Origin of the sequence: Legionella busanensis (assembly GCF_900461525.1) — a bacterium.
GTDB lineage: Bacteria > Pseudomonadota > Gammaproteobacteria > Legionellales > Legionellaceae > Legionella_C > Legionella_C busanensis.
Genome location: NZ_UGOD01000001.1, coordinates 1457401 through 1471819, shown reverse-complemented (window position 1 = coordinate 1471819; position 14419 = coordinate 1457401). Strand labels below are relative to the sequence as shown.

Genomic DNA, 14419 nt, shown 5'->3' with positions numbered 1-14419 from the left:
TTGGTTAATTCATCACTTCTCTTTCATTATTACTACTAAATCCAACATAAATTAAAATAAAGATAGCCAACAGCAACAATCCTATTTCACCGAAATACAAGTTAGTGATTGGCAGATCCTTCCATTGGCTTAGTAAATAATAAAACAAGATAATAACTACCCCTGAGAAGCTATTAAAGAGTGACTGTACCCGCCCCTGATAGTCAATATCAGTCATTTCCTGAGCAAAAGTTGTAATTAATGCCCATGATGAAAATGAAAATCCAATTAAAAAATGATAAAAAATAGCCCAATTATTATCTAATGTATGACTAAATAAATAAAAACCTAATATTCCTAGAATAATTTGTCCAATAATGACCTTAAAAACAGAAAAATATGAGGCACAATAAGGGGCTATAAAACCACCTAAGATAATACCTAATGACAATCCTGACTCAAGCCAACCAAACTGACTAACACTACTATGTAAAACATTTTTGGCATATGGTGCTAATAAAACAGGAGCAGTCATGTAACTTATGAAAAATAAACCCTGCGTTAAATAAACAAGTAGTAAGATTGGTCTTATCTTAATGTAACGCCACCCTTGAACAAACTGCGAGTTAAATGACTGATTACTCATCGTTTTTCGCACTCGCTGGGGTAGTTTAATTTTTATAAGAATCAATGTTGCCAACAAGTAGCATAACGCATTTATCATAAAACAAGTTGTGAAAGAGCTAAGCGCTAAAATAAAGCCAGCACAGCCCATCCCCGCAACTGCACCTACCTCATAGGCCATATCTGCAAGTGCATTACCATAAAGCAAATCTTTACTAGAAACTAACTCGCGAACAAAACTCATAGCTGCTGGAACATAGGCTGCTAAAAGTGTGCCTAAAACTGCTGCTAATATATAAATTGCTAGGGGTGTTTCATACTCATTACCTAAAAGTGCAAAACCAAAAAGGCAAATAGTTCGGGCGGCATTGACTGCAATTAAGAGATACTGTTTATCCCATCTATCTGCTAAGACACCACACAAGCAGCCAAATAAAACATTGGGCAACCAAAAACATGTCATTAATATAGCAGTAGATACGACTGAAGCATCAAAATGCATCAATACCCAAACCATAATAATATAGGTTAAACCATTTCCAAACATGGCTAACATACAACTTAATGTGTACTGCCTTAGGCTTTTTTGCCGCAAAAGGCGATATTGTTCTTTAAACATAGCAATACCCATCATCAAAGAATTAAAATAGTTAGATGGCTTCCTGCGCTCGCAAAGATACTAAAAACGTATTGATAATCCCTCTTAGCAGAGGCGATATTATGTGAAGGTCAATGAGCGTAGGCTACCCATCAAAGTTAAAGCAAGGTGCCTGATTTTCTTGTTATTTGTAGCAATCTGTTCATGAGATAAAATAAAAGTGTTATTATAAAACCAAATGAATTTAAAAGAAAAATACTGTTTCATATTAACACAAAAAATAGTTTCTGCCAAATTAGGAAGGATTAAAAAACGCTCATATAAATTTTTCGTTCGTCAGCCAATTCTTGAATGTTTTAATTTTTTAAATGATAAATTTCGACACTTTTATTATAGGAGTTGGTTTATTTTCAAAAATAGATTTCCGCCTGTGCGGAGATGCAAAAAATTTATAAGGAATGCCAAAGGATTTGCAAGATTAAGTAGCCTGGGTGCAAGACCAACGGGCTGGAACCCGGGTTTCACTTCGTTCCACCCAGGCTACTTATATTGTATTTACTATGCAACAATATTTAACTATCCAAAATTTAATAAATTGTTAAATAAAATAGCAAAATCTTTGTGTTGTTATCTAAATCAAGTATCATGAATATTCTATTGACCCTGTTATTATAAAAAATTATCTAAGAGTAGTTTATGCAGAAAAGTAGTTTGCAAAAGATTAATAACAGTATTGAGAAATAAAATGGCCAGTTTTTTTTTTATTTTAGTTAATTTTGCAGCCTTACTGTGGTCAGCAAGTCATTTAGTTTCAGGTGCCTCTGGGTTGGCATATTATTATCGTTTACCACCGTTGTTAATAGGTTTTACTTTAGTTGCTTTAGGTACCTCAGCACCTGAAATCATGATAGCCATTCGTGCTTCTTTTGATGGTTTGAATGATATTGCTGTTGGTAATGCTATTGGCTCTAATATTGCTAATATAGGTTTAGTACTTGGTCTCATTGCATTAATAAGGCCCCTTAAAGTTCAACCATCTTTTCTGCAACGAGAATTCCCCTTACTTTTTATTGCAATGTTATTTATTTATTCACTGATGCTGGATGGTTACATTAGCATTATCGATAGTTGTTTATCACTGTTAGTGTGTTTGCTATTTATAGGCTATTTATTATACACCCTTAAAAATTCAACTGCACAACGGAAGATTACTGAAGAATTTCGTCAGGCTGTTTTACGTAAACATTCTTTTCGAAATTATTTATTTAGCTTATGTGTCGGTCTTATTATAGTTCCTCTTAGCGCAAAGTTTCTTGTCCTTAATAGTTCCCACCTAGCTCATCAATTGGGACTGAGTGATTTATTAATTGGATTAACCTTAACTGCTATAGGCAGTAGTTTACCTGAACTTATTACATCTATCTTAGCAATTAGAAAAGGGGCCGATGATATAGCTATAGGGACAATTTTAGGTGCTAATGTATTTAATTTACTTGCCGTATTGATTTTTCCTGGAATCATTCATCCATCTTTGATTAGCCATACTATTTTATGGCGTGATATGCCTGTTATGTTACTCACCTCACTTATTCTTTTATGGATTAATACTCGCCATAAAAAAATTACGCGTTGGCATGGTGGCTTATTAATTTTAGTTTATTGCTGTTACATCATGTCACTTATAATTAGCGCAACGCATTAAAAAATAAAAGAGTAATTAACCCTTATCTCAACCCGGCAAATAATGACATACCCCTATAAAATGATGGTTTACACGCTTGCAACTGTATTGGTAGTGGTTAGAATTTGTACTGCTGCAACAGCTTCTGGTTGTCCTAGTGAAGCGGCACGTCTTATCCAATACCAAGCTTTACGACGATCTTCAACTACGCCTTTTCCGTAATAATACATATAACCTACTGCATATTGAGCATCACATTGACCTTTATCGGCTTCAGGTTTTAAGCGAATAAATGCTTTACGATAGTCTCCTGCTCTGAAACTGTTTATACCTTGAGAGAAGTCAGAGCCTCTTATAGCTACACAAGCTGTTAAAATTATACCTAGTACTGCCAACAGAGCCAAGCGAACAACTCTCTGCATAACATTATTCCTCACTGATTAAAGGCTTTGCTGGTTTATTAAAGAGCAATTCAATTTTTGGCAAACCTAAGCTCTCTAAAGAACCATTATATAAAACAACCACCCCATTTTCATTAATACGTTTAACTACTGCGCCACCAGGTAGTGTATCACCAACTATATAAGTTCGCTCTTCTCCTGCTGTATCTTTAATAATAACTTGAGAATCTCCAGAGTTAGGCGAAAACATAATACCTACTAACTCAACATCAAGTGTTGATTCTTTAATATCTACTTCGTTAATGACTGGAATATAATTGCCAAAAAGAGGTTTAGTAAAAATGAGTGAGTTATTAGTGATTTTAATTTGCTTGGCGTTATTAATGGTGGGCTGAGCTGATATATTTACCGATAAGTCCTGTTTTAGAAAATTCATAATCTGATAAAAAAATAAGCTTGCCATAATAAGAAAAACTATTATCGCAATTAATTTTTGATATTCAGAAACGGACAAAAACAATTTTCGCAATTCCATAAGATAAACTAGAACCTAAAAGCTAACATACTTAAGCATACTTAGTAACCCTATTCTATAAACTATGCTTATGCAAAGCAAAAAATAAGTAGAAAAATCAGGACTTAAATATTATCTGCTCAGTTAAAATTAAGATAAACCCATAGATTTTATGGTTATAAATAATCGAACTAACAGCGTTAAGGATATGTTAAGTTTTGCAAGTCTTTTTTATTTGTAGTAAAATTATACAAATTGTTTACTTTTTTAATTATCATGCCTAATTTTAATATTCACCTCCCCAAATTTGACATTCCGAACATGAAATTTCGAGTGGGCAAAAAAATAGTTACTAGACCTACAGGCGATCATAAGATAGTAATACAAAACACAAAATTTGGTGCCATGGCTACATTGAATGCAACGCACCCTGGTTCTGCCCTTTTTCCGGCAGCACAAGTAGATGGGTTTAAATCTTTACCTAAAAATAATAAACAGTTAATGGAATCAAAAGCTGAGGAAATTTACAAGGCATTTAAAGAAGGCGTTGGTTTTCTAGCACTTCAAGAAATACCGAATCCTAAAAGTAAAGAGTTTAAATATTTAATCAATAGGTTAAGAGAGCTTGATAAAGACTCTAACTTAATTGATACCAATGCCTTAGCGTCACAATGGCGGAAAACAGGGGAACATCCTTTTGGTACTACAATGTTATATAATCCTAAGGTGTTTACACTATCAAAAAATGCAACACCTATTTTAAATAATCGTGGTGCACAATATGAGTTAACCCATAATGTAACGGGCGAAAAAGTACCTGTAGCAAATATTCATGGTGATTATAATGCGCAAGCTGAAACACAGAAATTTATCGATAACTTTAATGGCATTTGCACCGGAGATGCTAATATTTCTCACTTTAAGCCAAGCAATGATCCTAATACACTTCAATCTGCTGAAAGGCCCTCGGTAGTAATTAACGGTAAAACTCGCACAGCTGGCACATTTGATATTTTTCAGGATAATCTTAGTAGAAAATTAGATCCTAATTTTACCCCCAATACAACAGCGATAGCTCGCTCACCTGGGGTAACGCCTCAAATAATACAAATAGATAAAACATTAGCAAAAAATCAATTAGCTAACTTTAAAAATTATCTCTTGCAAACAAATAGTAACTTGGTTCAAAACGGCAGAATTAGTGGCCTAAAATTAACAACGCCAGCCGGGAGTAAACAAGCACAAATAATAATTACCAGTCCGCAAGTCTATCAAGCTTATGAAAAATTCAGACAAGCTAAACAATCAACCATGGCACCGATGAGTCAACCCTCCTCTCCAGCAGTAAGCTCTATACCGCCAACAAACTCTCCTCAAACAGCAAACTATACGCCGACAGTAAAATCCACCCCAACAGCAAGTCCTATTTCAGCAGTTCACTCTGCTCCGACAACAAACTTTAACAAGAGGTTAACTCTTATAAATAATAAAGGGAATAATTATGTAACCAGTGTAGATACACTCCGTGATGGCAGTTATAGAATAAATGGTTTAAATTGTCGTGGTGAGCCTCGCTCTATCATTATAGATAAAAATGGCAAAGCTAAAGGTTTTCATCGTACTTTCTTAACACCTGCTGAAATTCAAATGTATAAGGAGAGGAAAGCAATTTTTGCTCATTTTAATACAGATAAGTCAGCTGTATTAAGTAATAATTCTCAAGCAGCAACACTAAAACCTAAGACATTAGTCATTAATGGCCATGGAGCTAAGCTTTCTGAAACGATATCGCTAGATAAGCAGCATAGTATTACTACCCCTGGAAAAATGGAGAATAATTATGTTGTTAGCTTTACTGATGGACAACGGCATTTAGAAGAAATGACTTATAAAGAACAAATTTGGCCTATTACAGATAACAATGGCGCACAACTGAATTGGCATCAGTATCAAGATAATGTTCATAATATTCGCATCTCACCACTTCAAAATGACTTCAATTTTTTAGAATTTAAAAATTCCTTAATTCAAGGTAAAACAGGTTGGGAATATTTAACAACGCCCCCACATGATGTTCTTGAACGTGGTGCTTTAGCTGTAAAAAAACAAGATGGCAAAACCGTTATTTACGAAGGCCAAGCGCTAAAAAACTATTTGCAAAGTAATCATGAGCTAGATAAACCCCTCTGCTTTTGCGATAAGGAGCTTGGTAAAATAAAACCACTGGGTACCACTAGCCTTGCTGAGATTTATAGTGCAGTTGCGTTAATTGATGAATTTAAGGCTTCTGGTACAAATATCGTTGTGGCAACGTGTAGTCCTACCGCAGACAAAAATGTTAACGCAATAACGGTAAGAACTGACCTGCCGCCGGTGCCTTTTCAAGCTAAGCAGAGTGCTGTTTCTAGGCCAATGCTGACTAAATTTACTATTAAGGATCCCCACGGTGATAACTATGTAACAAGTGTTGAACCTTATAATGGCGGTTATAGAATCAATGGTGAGAACTGTCGCGGTGAGCCCCGATCATTAATTATTGATAAAAATGGAATTCCTCATGGCCATACAGCAGGCAGATTAAGTATCGTCGAAAGACAGATGTTTAAAAATAAAGACCAAATATTAGCTCACTTTCATATTAGTTCACCAAGTCAAAGTCCTAGCGCTAATTTTATCAATAAATTAAACCAACATATCAATGTACTCTCTGCGGGGGGGCCAAGCTCTATAACAAATAGTTTTAAATCACAAATGGCTAATGTATGTAATTCGGTTCCACCAGAAGTTAGAGTCCAAGCAGCTAAAAAAATGATTCAGGCCTTACAAGAGCCAACAAATCCCAATATTAAGTTTTCCCGTGATGAGGTAACCGCATTAAGATCAGCGCCATTAGGTAATTTTCTTAAAGAGTTCGAAAAAACTCAGTCTTTACCTGAACAATTTTTAAGAGATGAAGCACAAATGAGCAATCCAAATCTAGAAAAGTTAAATTTTTCGTCTGGCTAATGATCTTTCTAATCTATGTAACACTTACATAAGTCACAATATTATTGGTTAAATCAACTTAGTATCTGCTAAACTTCTTTCAATAGTCACCTAGATTTTTGTTTGGAAAATAGAATAAGGAAATTCACTATGACGACGTATCAACAAGAACCGTTTATGGTATTAGCCACGATGTCACGTTGGTATGTAATCTCTCGTGCTATACATACTGTCGCACAACTTGGGATAGCCAATCATATGTCAGAAATGCCTATATCAGTGGAAGAATTAGCAGAAAAAACCCAGACGAAACCAGACCTACTAGCTAGATTGTTAAGATTTTTAAGTGCATATAAGATAGTGAATCCCCACCCTACTGGTTACTCTTTAACAGAGTTATCTAAGCCATTGCGTGATGATGACCCTCACTCGATACGTGATGTTTTATGTATGGTTGATGATAGCTGGTGGCAAGCATTTTCAAAATTAGATGTGAGTTTAAAAACGGGCGAGTCTGCTTTTTATCATCAGCATCAAGAATATTTTTTTGACTTTTTAGGCCAAAACCCACAAAAGCAAGCTAATTTTGATCGTGGTATGGCCAAATTATCAACCTATGATGATGATACTATTAGCAAATCCTATGATTTTTCAAAAGTGAAAAGTATTGTTGATATGGGTGGCGGCCGAGGTGGTATGGTTAAATCAATTGTTCAGCATTATCCTTTAGTTAAAGCGATACTTTTTGATACTCCTTTTGTTATTGATCAACTAAATCCTGATGATTTCCCACCCAACGTTGAATTAGTTGCGGGAGATTTTCTAAAGGAAATACCTATTGCTGATGCTTACTTATTTAAAGGCGTCTTACATGATTTTAATGATCACATTATGCAGCAAATAATTACCAATTGTGCTCACCGAATGCCTAAATCAGCAAGCTTATTCATCGCTGAACAAGTCATGCCAGAAAATGATGAACCACATCCTAACAAAACCATGGATATTGTCATGATGGTATTACTAAATGGAAGACAACGTACATTAACTGAATGGCAGCAATCTATAGAACCTTTAGGTTTCCACTTTGAAGAAAGTTATAACACAACGAGTTTATTTAATTTGATGAAATTTAGTGTCGTATAATTTTAGAAAAAGCAGTTGGTTTCTAAAGCTTGTGCAGCAGTAAGATTCCACTACTTTCTCTAGGATAATATAAATATCTTTCTATCATCGCCAATTGTGAAGCATGGATTGAAAAAGACATTGTGGATCAAATTGCCTTTTTAAACTTACCCACTCATCATAGCGCTTATCAAAATGCCTTTGCCAATAATATTTATCAACCTCTCTACCTAAATAGCCAGATAAATAACGTTTCCCACCTTGTGGTAAAAAGCGTTTATCAAGATTATCGATGGCATCTAAGCAACTAGGTACTAAGCTTGCTGGTATGCCTGGATTTAAAATCATCATTGCAAAAACATCTTCTCCTTCAGGTAGGATAAGAAAGCCATGTGGTTTTTTACAAGCAAAAGGAACAATTTGTAAAATAGGGACATAATGCAGAGGTAAAGAAGCTAAGAATGCCTGAAAATCATCGAATAATATTTGCTTAGGAATAAAACACTCATACCAAGGGTGTGGTAATTCCCATTGCCCAGTTAACTTCATTAATTGAAAACGTCCATCATGACGATGTAGGTAATCTTTAATAGGTTCATCTTGAGTATGCAAAATTTTCCAAGGATTAACATTTGGTATATCCGAAAATTGTGGCGCATTCGCTGTATACTCTATTGAAATATGTAAGGCAAATAACCATTGAGCAAAAGGTTTTCTGCCATTTGGAGTTAATTTTGCACCTTGAACTGCTGGTGAACAAAAGCATTCAATATAATCAGCGTATTGTTTAAATAAAGTTAAATCATGTAGCCATTGTTCCTCATCTATATAAGTTAGGAGAAAAGTTCTAACTTGTTCTTTGCAAGGTTTAAGTTTAAGACAAGCCTTAGTAATTATTCCAAATTGACCTTGTCCACCTAGGCAAGCATGAAAAAGAGCTGAATCTGAGTTAACCTGTAAAAGCCTGCCATCAGCGGTGATGACTTCTAAAGCTTTTACATGGCTCAATGCACTACCATATTTGAAAGAAGCGGCTCCAACTCCTCCTACCGATAACACACCACCAATCGATAAATTGCAATTATAAGGAGTGATATAAGGTATTTGATTATGTTGTAAGGATGTATTTATTAATGTAGACCAAGTTGCGTTAGCATCAATCCAAATTGATTGTTCTTTATATTGATAAACGGAATCTAATCCTACGGTATTAAGAATGACCCCATCAGAGGACGCTAAGGACTGGCCACATTGACTCATTCCATTACCTCTAATGGTCATAGGTAAATTGTTTTCATTAGCAAAAGCTACAAATTCTTGCATGGACGTTATGTCTTTTGACATAAATATCGCTTTTGCATCTGCAGTAATTAATTTACCAAAATCCTGGTTAAAGGCATTTAGATGATCAAGATCATCAAAAAAAGCAGTAGGAAATTTTTCCCTACAATACTTTAAATGATGCTGCTCCCAAATCCCTTTTTGCATACACTATCCTTTCTGTTTTTCTCTTATCTAGTCTTCTCTTATTAAATGTATCAGACAAATTAATAAACAGCTAATAAGTAACTCACCTTAAATCATGCTCTTGGATCTATTGTTAATGTGCTAAAATAATTATTTATTATATTTTAATTGCTAATGAAAGCAACAAATAATCAAATTGGCAAAGATTAATAAGTAGTTGATTATTAATTTATTTTAAAAATTAACGCTAATTCTCATAAAAAAATAAAACACATTAAACTTCTGGTATAGAGTAATTAACTACCACTCTCTTATTTCTCCTTCATGCCAAAACAAACCAGATTTTTTAGGTAAATGCACTAAATCATATAGCTCTTTTGCCACTGTAGCTGCTAATTTTGGAGCGCTTTGTGTCCCCATATCTGTTTTCACCCAGCCTGGATCAAAACTTGAAATAATAATATTGCTAAGCCTTTCAGCTAATAATTTTGTATACATATTCAAGCAAACTTTAGAAAGTTTATAACTTGGAGCATGCGATGAATCATTTGAACTAAATGCGCCCCACCCTGAGGCTATATTTATAATCTGACCTGGTTTATTTATTTTCTTTAAGCAACTTTCAGTTAACTCGATAGTCCCAAAAACGTTAATATCAAATGTTTTTTTAAGCTCATCTAAGTTAACTTTTACCTCTTGCCAATGATCTAATAAAACAGCTGCATTATTAATTAAAACGTCAATTGAATCTAATTGATTGACAAAATGTTTTATAGATTGGGAGTTTGCTAGATTTAGCGCATAAATTGTTAATCCTGGATGTTTAAATTTACAATGGCCTGTTGTAGATGTTCCAATGACTTCCCAACCTTTCTCAAGAAATAATTTAGCAGTTTCTAAACCTATACCTCGACTGGCGCCGGTAATTAATGTTTTTTTCATAATGATTCCCTAAGGCGAAATTATCTTAACTATAGTCGATACAGGTTCTTTAGGTAACTTGATTTCATTGTTTTTATTAAGATATTCTGCTTACGCTAAAAATTATATTAGGAGCAGCAATGAAACGGATTTTAATAATAGGCCTATATATATTGGCCTTCCAGAGTTATGCAGATATTTTCTCTTCTGCTGAAATTGACTTACTTAAAAAAAATTTTCTAGCCAATATTAATGAGGAAGGCGCTGTAGTTGCTTCACCATCTCAAGTTTATCCTAATTATTATTTCGATTGGATTCGTGATGCAGCTATTACTATGGATTTAATTGAAACTTGGTATGAGAAAGATCATCAGTTGGAGGATAAACAAAGACTTTTAAATTATATTCGTTGGACTGAAAAAGTGCAAAATCAAATTGATCCTCTACCCGGACAACATATTTTAGGTGAACCTAAATTCTATTTAAATGGTTTACCTTTTGATGGGCCATGGGGGCGCCCGCAATACGATGGGCCTGCGCTTAGAGCGTTGACACAAATTCATTTTGCCCAAGCACTGCTCAAAGAAAATGAATTAGATTACGTTAATGCCCACCTTTATAATGCAAATCCTTTTTCTTCGTCGCTAGGTACCATTAAAACAGACTTAGATTTTGTAGCCACCCATTGGCGGAATGATAATTTTGACTTATGGGAAGAAGTTTATGGCCATCACTTTTTTACTGAAATGGTTCAACGCAAAGCACTGCTAGAAGGCGCTCAATTCGCAAGACAACTTAATGACGAATCACGTGCTAGTTATTATGAAGCACAAGCAAAACAAATTACTGAAGATCTCAATTCATTTATTGATAAAAATAATAAAATTATTCAAGCAACCCGCCCGCCTCATCCTGGTCGGCAAAAGACACTCGAATTAGATACATCAGTTATATTAGCGACTTTATTAGGCAATACTCATGATCAAGTATTTGCGCCTTCAAATGACTATATTAAAAATACTGCTATAGCGTTAAAAAATCAGTTTCAAACCTATCCTATTAATGCAAACCATACTGACGGTATTTTATTTGGGCGTTATATTGATGATATCTATGATGGTTATGGTGACAGTGAAGGTAATCCTTGGTTTATTCTAACAGCAACGATGGCAGAATATTACTATACCATTGGAACTATGATGCCTACTAAAGCAGTTTCTACCTCTTATCTTAAGCAAGGCGATCAGTATTTAAATCTCATCAAAGAATATGCGCCTAATTTATATATTAGTGAGCAAATCAATCGTTATACGGGCCAACAACAAGGCGCTTATTCATTAACTTGGAGCTATGTCTCTGTACTAAGAGCCATTAAAGTACGTGAACAGTTAAAGGATATGATTAAAGCAAATTTATTTCCTAATCCATTTAAAAATTGATACCAAGGCCCGGCGTTGTTGCGAAAATAACAGGTATTTTTACATGTAAAGCCAATGTCATTCCCGCACAAGCGGGAATCCATTCGGAATTTAGCTCAGTCCTAATTAATAGCAAGGATAATTCGATGTTAATTAGCTCTTAAATTTATTCACCTAATAAAGCCTAGTGGTCCAACACGTTATTTAAAAATCCAACTTTACTAATGGCTAGATTTTAAACTTAAATCATATTTATGAAATAAGTCTCATTTAGTTTAATTACCTCTTTTATAAAATAATGAAAATGAATTTTATCAATTAAGATTAGTTATTGACATTAACGTTACGTAACCTTTTATCGTTTTAGTGTCAAATAAGGAGAAGCAATGTCTTTAACGGTAAAACAATTAGCTAAAATCTCAGGTGTTAGTGCAAGAACACTACGTTTTTATGATCAAATCGGGTTATTAAAACCAGCTTTTTATGGCAGTAATAAATACCGCTATTATGGCGAAGATCAATTACTGATATTACAGCAAATTTTGTTTTATCGTGAGTTGGGTTTTTCACTTAGTGAAATCCAGAAAATAATTTGTAGTCATGACTTCGATAAACTTGAAGCATTACATGAACACAAAACGGCCTTACTAAATAATCTAACTAAAACTAAAGCTCTTCTTAAGACAATTGATAAAACTATTGCCCATATTAGAGGAAAAATAATCATGAGCGACATTGAAATTTATGAAGGATTTAATGCTAATAAACAATCAGAATATGAAGAATATTTAATTAGCAAAGGAGGTTTAACCCAAAAGGAAATTGATGCAAGCTGGAAAAAAGTTAGCAACTGGCAAAAACGAGATTGGGAAGTTCATCAAGAAGAAGGTAATGCTATAAATGAAGCGTTAGTTATCGCTATGAAAGCTGGTTTATCACCAAGTAGTGAAAAAGTTCAGGAAATAATTGAGAGGCATTACAATTGGGTAAAAAAATTTTGGATACCAACACAGGAAAGTTATATTGGTCTTAGCCAAATGTATCTTGAACATAAGGACTTTAAATATTTCTATGAAAATATTCATCCCAAATTACTTAATTTCTTAACTGAAGCAATGACAATCTACGCTAATAAAATATTAGATTAAATAACTATTTTAGTATGCCACGACTTAGTCGTGGCATTTATTACATTGGTAAGAAATTATAACGTTGGTGATAACTCTGCACGTTTCACTGTTGTATCAAACGTATTCACTTCATGATTGCGACCTAAATAGCGAAGTGGTTTATTATTCATTAAATAAGTTTCAATGGCTTCAAGGCTAATATTTTTAGTTTCAGGCATCCAATAATAAGAATAGATAAAGCCCAGAAAACAAATCACACCATACATTAGAAATGTATATTCAATACCAATTTGGTTATATAAAATGGGAAAGCTAAATACCATTAATGTATTAAAACCCCAATTGCTCATGGAAGATAATCCCATTCCAGCACCTCGAACATGCAGTGGAAAAATCTCTGCCATCGCAATATGAGGAATAGGACCAAGGCTTATAGCAAACGAAAAGATATAAACTGTTAAACACAGTACAGATAGATAAGCTAAAGCACTTACTTGAAATAGCGAGAATAAACTTAGCGCCGTTAAACTAATAAATGTACCTGCAAAACCAACAAGCAATAGCTTGCGTCGACCAATTTTATCAACCCAAAAAATAGCAAGTATGGTAACTAAAACATTCACTACACCAATACCCATTGTTGCTAAAATTTGTCCTGTCGTATTAGTAAAACCTAAATTTTTAAAAATCTCAGGTGCATAATAAATAATGACGTTAATACCACTTAATTGCTGTAAGCAAAATAATATAACACCTAATAGTAAAACTGGTAGTAAAGGTCTACGGAAAAGTAAGCGCCAATTTTTACCATTATGCGGCTCTTTCGCTAACGTTTCTTCTATATCATTTAATTCTTGATCGATTGATTTACCACCACGTAACCTTTTTAAAGAACGAAGAGCTAAATCATGTTTGCCTACACTACAAAGCCAACGCGGAGATTCAGGCAAAAACAAAATACCTATTGTTAAAATTAATGCAGGAATGGCACTGGAAGCAAACATAGCACGCCAAGCTTGTTGTTCTATAAGTAAATAATTAACTCCATAGGCGCAAACTATTCCCAATGTAATAGCTAATTGATAAATAGCAACAATGGCACCTCTTAATTTCATTGGTGCAGTTTCTGCTAAGTATAAAGGTGTTGTTACAGCGGCAATTCCTATGGCAAGACCTAAAATAAATCGAGAGGCGATTAAGATCGTTTCTGTGTTAGCAAGCGCTGCGCCGCCAGCACCTAAGAGAAAAAAGAAACCTGCATAGGATAAGGTTGTACGCCTACCAATATATTTTGTAAAGCGAGAAGCGATTAATGCACCTATAAACATTGATCCAAATAAAGCACCGAATGGAAGTGCTGAAGTCATAATACCTACGTGTGTGTGGGTAAGAGAAAAATGATTTTTAACAAGATCAAGTGAACCTGCAATAATACCTTCATCGTAACCAAATAAGAAACCTGCTACTGATCCAATAATTGCTACCAACCAAGCCATGTTCAATCCTTAATTTGAGTCAAATTTAATTATAAACAACCTAAATGCTAACTTTTGGAAAAAACTTAATATTAATGATG

At 34.3% G+C, this 14419-nt stretch carries 11 protein-coding genes; 5 read left to right on the top strand and 6 right to left on the bottom strand.

Annotated elements, in window-relative coordinates:
• Positions 1-4: 4 nt before the first annotated feature.
• Positions 5-1222, bottom strand: coding sequence for an MFS transporter (locus tag DYH30_RS06615; protein ID WP_160116166.1), 1218 nt, complete (start codon positions 1220-1222; stop codon positions 5-7).
• A 724-nt stretch (positions 1223-1946) separates the two neighbouring features.
• On the opposite strand from DYH30_RS06615, the gene DYH30_RS06610 reads away from it, so the two are divergent.
• A complete protein-coding gene (locus DYH30_RS06610) occupies positions 1947-2903 on the top strand; it encodes a calcium/sodium antiporter (protein WP_115330890.1) in 957 nt (318 codons plus the stop codon).
• 68 nt (positions 2904-2971) lie between these two features.
• On the opposite strand, the gene DYH30_RS06605 is transcribed toward DYH30_RS06610, so the two are convergent.
• Both DYH30_RS06605 and DYH30_RS06600 read right to left on the bottom strand, forming a co-directional pair.
• On the bottom strand, positions 2972-3304 hold the full coding sequence (locus tag DYH30_RS06605) for a tetratricopeptide repeat protein (RefSeq protein WP_115330889.1): 333 nt from the start codon (positions 3302-3304) through the stop codon (positions 2972-2974).
• A 4-nt stretch (positions 3305-3308) separates the two neighbouring features.
• Complete coding sequence (locus tag DYH30_RS06600; RefSeq protein WP_115330888.1) at positions 3309-3818, bottom strand: type II secretion system protein N; 510 nt, start codon at positions 3816-3818, stop codon at positions 3309-3311.
• A gap of 300 nt (positions 3819-4118) precedes the next feature.
• Here DYH30_RS06600 and DYH30_RS06595 point away from each other — a divergent pair, with 300 nt between their 5' ends.
• Positions 4119-6803, top strand: a complete 2685-nt coding sequence (locus DYH30_RS06595) for a hypothetical protein (RefSeq protein WP_131740591.1) — start codon at positions 4119-4121, stop codon at positions 6801-6803.
• Positions 6804-6932: 129 nt separating this feature from the next.
• Complete coding sequence (locus tag DYH30_RS06590; protein ID WP_115330886.1) at positions 6933-7928, top strand: methyltransferase; 996 nt, start codon at positions 6933-6935, stop codon at positions 7926-7928.
• Positions 7929-8012: 84 nt separating this feature from the next.
• Here the strand turns inward: DYH30_RS06590 and DYH30_RS06585 are convergent, their stop codons facing one another.
• Both DYH30_RS06585 and DYH30_RS06580 read right to left on the bottom strand, forming a co-directional pair.
• The gene (locus DYH30_RS06585) at positions 8013-9395 is read right to left on the bottom strand and encodes an FAD-binding protein (protein WP_115330885.1); all 1383 of its coding nucleotides are present in this window, start codon (positions 9393-9395) and stop codon (positions 8013-8015) included.
• 279 nt (positions 9396-9674) lie between these two features.
• Positions 9675-10316, bottom strand: coding sequence for an SDR family NAD(P)-dependent oxidoreductase (locus tag DYH30_RS06580; RefSeq protein ID WP_115330884.1), 642 nt, complete (start codon positions 10314-10316; stop codon positions 9675-9677).
• Positions 10317-10435: 119 nt separating this feature from the next.
• Between DYH30_RS06580 and DYH30_RS06575 the strand changes: the two genes are divergently transcribed.
• Positions 10436-11734, top strand: coding sequence for a glycoside hydrolase family 15 protein (locus DYH30_RS06575; protein ID WP_115330883.1), 1299 nt, complete (start codon positions 10436-10438; stop codon positions 11732-11734).
• A gap of 365 nt (positions 11735-12099) precedes the next feature.
• Positions 12100-12861 carry a MerR family transcriptional regulator gene (locus tag DYH30_RS06570; protein ID WP_115330882.1) on the top strand — a complete coding sequence of 254 codons (762 nt, stop codon included), beginning with the start codon at positions 12100-12102 and terminating at the stop codon, positions 12859-12861.
• Between the two features lie 56 nt (positions 12862-12917).
• On the opposite strand, the gene DYH30_RS06565 is transcribed toward DYH30_RS06570, so the two are convergent.
• A complete protein-coding gene (locus DYH30_RS06565; protein ID WP_115330881.1) occupies positions 12918-14339 on the bottom strand; it encodes a sugar porter family MFS transporter in 1422 nt (473 codons plus the stop codon).
• Between the last annotated feature and the right edge of the window lie 80 nt (positions 14340-14419).

What these genes read in the sequence shown, in the direction of transcription:
- DYH30_RS06590 (WP_115330886.1), top strand. Translation starts at nt 6,933, where the DNA reads ATGACGACGTATCAACAAGAACCGTTTATGGTATTAGCCACGATGTCA.
- DYH30_RS06575 (WP_115330883.1), top strand. Translation starts at nt 10,436, where the DNA reads ATGAAACGGATTTTAATAATAGGCCTATATATATTGGCCTTCCAGAGT.
- DYH30_RS06615 (WP_160116166.1), bottom strand. Translation starts at nt 1,222, where the DNA reads ATGTTTAAAGAACAATATCGCCTTTTGCGGCAAAAAAGCCTAAGGCAG.
- DYH30_RS06600 (WP_115330888.1), bottom strand. Translation starts at nt 3,818, where the DNA reads ATGGAATTGCGAAAATTGTTTTTGTCCGTTTCTGAATATCAAAAATTA.
- DYH30_RS06610 (WP_115330890.1), top strand. Translation starts at nt 1,947, where the DNA reads ATGGCCAGTTTTTTTTTTATTTTAGTTAATTTTGCAGCCTTACTGTGG.
- DYH30_RS06570 (WP_115330882.1), top strand. Translation starts at nt 12,100, where the DNA reads ATGTCTTTAACGGTAAAACAATTAGCTAAAATCTCAGGTGTTAGTGCA.
- DYH30_RS06585 (WP_115330885.1), bottom strand. Translation starts at nt 9,395, where the DNA reads ATGCAAAAAGGGATTTGGGAGCAGCATCATTTAAAGTATTGTAGGGAA.
- DYH30_RS06580 (WP_115330884.1), bottom strand. Translation starts at nt 10,316, where the DNA reads ATGAAAAAAACATTAATTACCGGCGCCAGTCGAGGTATAGGTTTAGAA.
- DYH30_RS06595 (WP_131740591.1), top strand. Translation starts at nt 4,119, where the DNA reads ATGAAATTTCGAGTGGGCAAAAAAATAGTTACTAGACCTACAGGCGAT.
- DYH30_RS06605 (WP_115330889.1), bottom strand. Translation starts at nt 3,304, where the DNA reads ATGCAGAGAGTTGTTCGCTTGGCTCTGTTGGCAGTACTAGGTATAATT.
- DYH30_RS06565 (WP_115330881.1), bottom strand. Translation starts at nt 14,339, where the DNA reads ATGGCTTGGTTGGTAGCAATTATTGGATCAGTAGCAGGTTTCTTATTT.